The organism is uncultured Dialister sp. (genome assembly GCF_900538805.1).
In the GTDB taxonomy this organism is placed as follows: Bacteria; Bacillota; Negativicutes; order Veillonellales; family Dialisteraceae; genus Dialister.
The window spans coordinates 1-4,870 of the sequence record NZ_UPZP01000132.1 but is presented as its reverse complement, the minus strand read 5'-3'; the positions used below and the strand labels follow the sequence as shown (position 1 = coordinate 4,870).

The 4,870-nt window shown below is 54.1% G+C and carries 5 protein-coding genes; all 5 read left to right on the top strand.

Annotated features, from left to right (window positions below; genetic code table 11):
• Positions 1-370: 370 nt before the first annotated feature.
• The 5 genes from QZQ29_RS08890 to QZQ29_RS08870 all read left to right on the top strand — a co-directional run bounded on the left by QZQ29_RS08890 (position 371) and on the right by QZQ29_RS08870 (position 3,971).
• Positions 371-1,066 (top strand): hypothetical protein, encoded by a 696-nt coding sequence (locus QZQ29_RS08890; protein WP_296962468.1) that lies wholly within the window; start codon positions 371-373, stop codon positions 1,064-1,066.
• Between the two features lie 13 nt (positions 1,067-1,079).
• On the top strand, positions 1,080-1,415 hold the full coding sequence (locus tag QZQ29_RS08885; RefSeq protein WP_296962465.1) for a hypothetical protein: 336 nt from the start codon (positions 1,080-1,082) through the stop codon (positions 1,413-1,415).
• Between the two features lie 8 nt (positions 1,416-1,423).
• Positions 1,424-1,756 carry a tRNA-binding protein gene (locus QZQ29_RS08880; RefSeq protein WP_296962463.1) on the top strand — a complete coding sequence of 111 codons (333 nt, stop codon included), beginning with the start codon at positions 1,424-1,426 and terminating at the stop codon, positions 1,754-1,756.
• A 4-nt stretch (positions 1,757-1,760) separates the two neighbouring features.
• Positions 1,761-2,027: a DUF1294 domain-containing protein gene (locus QZQ29_RS08875; protein ID WP_296962461.1), complete on the top strand. Its 267-nt coding sequence runs from the start codon at positions 1,761-1,763 to the stop codon at positions 2,025-2,027.
• A gap of 879 nt (positions 2,028-2,906) precedes the next feature.
• Entirely contained in the window at positions 2,907-3,971 is a 1,065-nt protein-coding gene (locus QZQ29_RS08870; protein ID WP_296962459.1) for an ADP-ribosylglycohydrolase family protein, read from the top strand.
• Positions 3,972-4,870 lie beyond the last annotated feature (899 nt).

Below are 4,870 nucleotides of genomic sequence, written 5' to 3'. Positions count from 1 at the left end.
TAAGTTAGCACTAAGAGAAGCGGAGAGCAAACCTCCCCCTCCGGGGGAGGTGCCGTAGGCAGAAGGGGTGCATTTCCTCCGCCCGCAGGGCGGTTGGTTTGTTTTCCCGGGCGCAGCCCGGTTGTATGGTTTTTATTCCGCGAAGCGGAATTATAAAACTCATCGCCGCCAGAGGCGGCGATACCACACCCTTTGAACCCGCCCGCTGCAAGCGGGCAGAACCTTTTGAACCTTCTGAACCCTCACGCCGAAGGCGTGTCCACAGGCGATACCACACCCTCTGAACCCTTTGAACCTTCTGAACCTTCTGAACCCTTGGGCCGCAGGCCCATCCTGATGGTATAATAAAGAAAAGAAAAAAGGAGCATCCATGATGACACATACAATCCAATTTCTGGCAGCGGCCATGATTTTTCTATTTCCCCTTTGCAGTGAGGGGGAGGACATTTCCACCATTTCCATAGAAAAGAACGGGGAGATGGTGGAGATGGCGGCACCGGTGCAGGCAGCACCGGAGGCGTGGATACCGAAGAAGGTGAAAAAGGAGTCCTCCGCCCAGATGGAGGATGCAGGACTTCGGCAGGCGCTTCTTGCCTATTTCGCCGATTCCACCTACGACCGGAGTTTCATGAACTACGCCTGGAACCTCGCCGACCTTTCCGGCGAGGGCAGGGAAGAGGCGCTGGTGCTTCTGGAGAGCCCTTACACCGACCGGAACGGGAAGCCGGAGCTCCTCATCTTTGAAAAAGGCGATGACGGCTGGCACATGGTGCAGGAAATCACGGGCATATCGGTGCCCCTCCTCATTCCCCGGCGGGAGAAAAAAGACAGCACCGCCGATTTCCGGCCCCTCTATTTCATGGAAGGCGATGAAACGGGGGAAGGAACGGTGAAGAAACTGACGCCCCAGGGCTCTCTCTATCCCATCGCCGCAAACGGGGAGCCGGTGGACGTGAAAAGCATGAAGAAAATGAAGGGGCAGGCCCTCTTCTGCGCCGCCAATAAGAAAAAAGAGCCCCTCTGCTGGTTCTCCCTGGGAGAAACCGGGGCCCCTTCGATTTCATAAAGGAGGCATATCTATGGAATCCAAGCTGGTACTTTATGACAACTACAGGAAAAACAACGGCAGCTTCACCTATTATCTGGAAGAGCGGGAGACCTTCAACAGCTTTGCCTTTGGCAACCTATGCGAAAGCATACGGCGCCTTGCGGAAACATCGCCGGGCAGCAGGGAAGTGCTCCTCCAGGTGCACGGCGTATACGCAGACATTCTGAAATGCCTCATCTGCCACAGGAGCCCCGACAGCCTTTCCATGATTGCAGGCCTGCCGCCGGGAAACACCGATTTCCTGGAAGAACTGGACAAGGCGGTCATTCAATATCTGAAAACCTGCGGCAGTGAAGAAACAAGATAAGGGAGAAAATGATGGCAGTATTTGATGATTTTATGAAATTGGACATTCGAGTGGGCACCATACGGGAAGCCAGGGACTTCAAGAAAGCAAGGAAACCGGCCTACCAGCTTCTCATCGACTTCGGGCCGGAACTGGGACAGAAAAAATCGTCCGCCCAGATTACCGACCTCTACACCAAAGAAGACCTCATCGGGCGCCAGGTACTGGCAGTGGTGAACTTCCCGCCAAGGCAGATTGCGGACTTCATGTCCGAAGTGCTGGTGCTGGGCACCTACAGCAAAGACGGCGTCGTCCTCATCGGCCCCGAAAGAAAAGTGGCCGACGGCGACAAACTGGGATAAGCCCATGAAATGGGAAATCGCCCTCCTCATCCTCCTGAACCTGACCTCCTTTGCCCTCTTCGGCCTGGACAAATGGAAAGCCATCCACGGGCGCTGGCGCATCTCCGAAAGAACCCTCCTCCTCTCCGCCCTGGCAGCAGGCTTTGTCGGTGCCCTCGCCGGCATGTACTTCTTCCACCATAAGACAAGACACAAGAAATTCGTCTACGGCGTCCCCCTCATGGGCCTTCTGGAAATCGCAGCGGCAGCGGGGTGGTTAGTGGGACAGTGAGCTGTTGTCCGCTATCCGCTGTCCGCTTTCAGCTGTCAGCTTGCCGCAGGAGCCTCCCTGCCCCAATCCCTTGCGTCCCCTTGAGGGGAAGAGGGCCACGTAGTGGCGAAGGGGTGTACGATGGCAAGCGCCGCTAATGACACTGCCCTAGGGAAGCGCTGATTAAATCGTTATCGGATTTCATTCTTGGATTTTTATCCAATGCAAGGAGTAAGTCGACGCGAATAGCGAGCTATTTAAGGAGGCTTATGACGCAGCATTGGATAAAAATACATATGAAATTCGATTCTGCGAATTAATCAGTGCTTCCCTAGCCCACTATAGGGATACCGGTCGGCGGGAAGATGAGGAAATGGTAAATGGTGAATGGTAAATGGTAAATGAAGGTGGGTGCCCTTCGGGCGCCAGTATAAATGCCGCGAAGCGGAATTATAAAACTCATCGCCCGAAAGGGCGATACCACACCCCCTGAACCCTCTGAACCTTTTGAACCCTCTGAACCCTCACCCCTAAAGGGGAAACGACTCACTATGATTTATGCGTCGCTTTGCTCCTTCAAATCATGTTCGCTGTGCACGCCGAAGGCGTATCCACAGGCCCCCTTCACAACCCTCTGAACCCTTAGTTCTCCTATATCGTATACGCTACAGCAAATTGTTCCTACTTTTTCTATATTTCCCTTACAAAACTATGCTATAATATATTTAAAAGGATAAAAATCAGGAGTAGGCCGTTCTGCTCATATTTTTTATAAAAGTTTCTGTGAAGTGGATTGATTTACAGAAACTTTTATTTTCCCGGAGGAAAGAACACAATGGGAACCATCTCTTCCGCACACCGAAGGACAGACGGCGCGAAACTGAAGAAAAGGAGGAAAACATGGCGGATATAGAGAAGTTTCGCGGGGCACTGTATGGAAGTGCCTGCGGGGATGCACTGGGCTATCCCCTGCAGAATTTCTCAGTGGGGCGTATACAGCACAGGTTCGGCCCCTTCGGCCTCCGCACCCTGGTGCGGGATGCAAAGAACGGCAGGAAGGCGCCTATCTCTGAAAACACACAGATGATACTGGCCACCATAGACGGGATCCTATGGGCAGACGCCAAGAAATTAGACCTGGTGGATGGAATTTACCGCGGATATATGCGCTGGTACTACAGCCAGACAGGAGAAGAACCCCGCCGGGGGCAGCGGACCTGGATGAGACGGCAGCCCCATGAAAGAGAATTCTGCCTGGTGAGGGAAAAATTCATGCACGCCCGCAGGAATCCGGAAGAAGGCCTTTTAGGTGCCTTCTCCAAGGATGCCAAAGGCTCCACCAAGGTGAAAGTGAATGACTGCAGAGGGAGCGCCGCCCTGGCAAGGGCCATTCCTATCGGCCTTATTTTTGCAGGAGACAGCAAAGCCGCCTTTGACGAAGCCGTCAAAGCAGCTGCTCTCTCTCACTCCGACCCCGTAGGCTACTACGCTGCCGGCGGCCTGGCAGCCCTGATTTCCTGCCTGGCCTACGGCCTCACCCTGCCCAAAGCACTGGAAAGAGCGGAGGCCCTTCTGGGCAAAGTCCATAAAACGGACCCCATCCTCTCCCTTCTGGGAGCGGCGGAAGAACAGGCCAACAACCACCCTGCCGGCAAGACAGGCACCTGGGACCACATCGACAGCATCGCCTCCCTGGGAAGCGGTGAAAACGCCGAAGAAGCCCTGGCCATTGCCGTCTACTGCGCCCTGGCCGTAGACGACCCCCTGGACGCCCTCATCATCTCCGCCAACCACTCCGGCAAGAGCAACACCACCGCCGCCATCACCGGCGCCCTGGAAGGCGTCCGCTTCGGCAAAGGCTTCATCCCTGCCTACTGGGCGGATATCCTGGAAGGCAGCACAGCCCTCGCCTTCATGACGGATAAACTGTACTATGTATATGAGAAATACCATCCCATGAAATAAAGAAAAGCCTCGGAAAACTCCGGGGCTTTTTTATTTGGGGAACGGGCGGGCATAAGACTGTCATCCGTTGTCCGCTGTCCGCTTACCGCTATCAGCTTACTGCTGTCCGCTTGCTGTTTTCCTTCCCATCGTCCACAGTCATCCTGAACGCAAGAGGGTTCAGGCGCTATGTGGCGCCCAGGTTCAAGCCGCCGCCGGGCCTAAGGCCCTGGGCGTCTAAGGTTCTGCCCACAGAGCGGGCTGGTTCAGAGGGGAGTTATGTAGATTGCTGCCGTTGGCGCCATCATATAAGCCGCCTCCGGCGGCTATAAAATTGCGGCGCAGCCGCTACCGCAACCTTTTGAACCCGCTCGCTGAAAGCGGGCAGAACCTTTTGAACCTTATGAATCCGGGCCGCGAAGCGGCCCCTTGATACTCTCCCTTCCTTTACCGGACTATATCGGCAGAGAGGCGAAAAGGCCGGGCGAAGGCCTTTCCAATCCCCGCGGCGCACAATCCATGGAAGCGGGGAGGAAAGGAACGGAGCCTTCATGAATTTCACCTCTCCGACGCGTCGAAAACTCCATAAAAACTCCTGAAGATGACCTGCTAGGGGGAGCGCTGCTTGAATCGTTATTGAATTTTATTCTTGTGTTTTTGCTCAATACAAGGAATCAGTCGACGCGAATAGTAAACTATTTAAGGAGGCTGATGACGAAGGATTGAGCAAAAACACTTATGAAATTCAATTCTGCGATTTAAGCAGTGCTCCCCCACAATCCTGGTGGCAATATAGCGTACTTTTTCTTCTTTGACGACACAGACATTCCGCTCCAGCGGCTACCTGCGGGCAGCACTGATTCATTGGCAGAGTCTGATTTCATAAGAATTTATACGCACTACTTCGTCATGGAATTCCT

Coding starts and splice junctions, on each gene's coding strand:
- QZQ29_RS08890 (WP_296962468.1), top strand. CDS start 371: ATGATGACACATACAATCCAATTTCTGGCAGCGGCCATGATTTTTCTA.
- QZQ29_RS08885 (WP_296962465.1), top strand. CDS start 1,080: ATGGAATCCAAGCTGGTACTTTATGACAACTACAGGAAAAACAACGGC.
- QZQ29_RS08880 (WP_296962463.1), top strand. CDS start 1,424: ATGATGGCAGTATTTGATGATTTTATGAAATTGGACATTCGAGTGGGC.
- QZQ29_RS08875 (WP_296962461.1), top strand. CDS start 1,761: ATGAAATGGGAAATCGCCCTCCTCATCCTCCTGAACCTGACCTCCTTT.
- QZQ29_RS08870 (WP_296962459.1), top strand. CDS start 2,907: ATGGCGGATATAGAGAAGTTTCGCGGGGCACTGTATGGAAGTGCCTGC.